Origin of the sequence: Vogesella urethralis, from assembly GCF_007644045.2 — a bacterium.
Taxonomy (GTDB): domain Bacteria; phylum Pseudomonadota; class Gammaproteobacteria; order Burkholderiales; family Chromobacteriaceae; genus Vogesella; species Vogesella urethralis.
Genome location: NZ_VMDW02000150.1, coordinates 1 through 205, shown reverse-complemented (window position 1 = coordinate 205; position 205 = coordinate 1). Strand labels below are relative to the sequence as shown.

Below are 205 nucleotides of genomic sequence, written 5' to 3'. Positions count from 1 at the left end.
CGGGCGCACGTCGTTGTAATCCACCTTGAACTTCAGCACCTTCTCGTCGCGGATGGCATCGGTGATCACATACGAATGCAGCTCACGGCCAAACACGCTGGCCGTGGTCTCGGCACCCAAGGCGTTCTCCGGGAAGATGGGCGTGCCAGTGAAGCCGAATTGGCAGAACTTCTTGAACTTCTTGCACAGGTTCTTCTGGGCCTCA

General features: G+C 57.6%; 1 protein-coding gene. It reads right to left on the bottom strand.

Annotation, left to right across the window (positions count from 1 at the left end):
- Positions 1-205, bottom strand: a 205-nt coding sequence (locus FLQ03_RS18875) for a hypothetical protein (RefSeq protein ID WP_144374183.1), incomplete at both ends; no start/stop codon positions are given.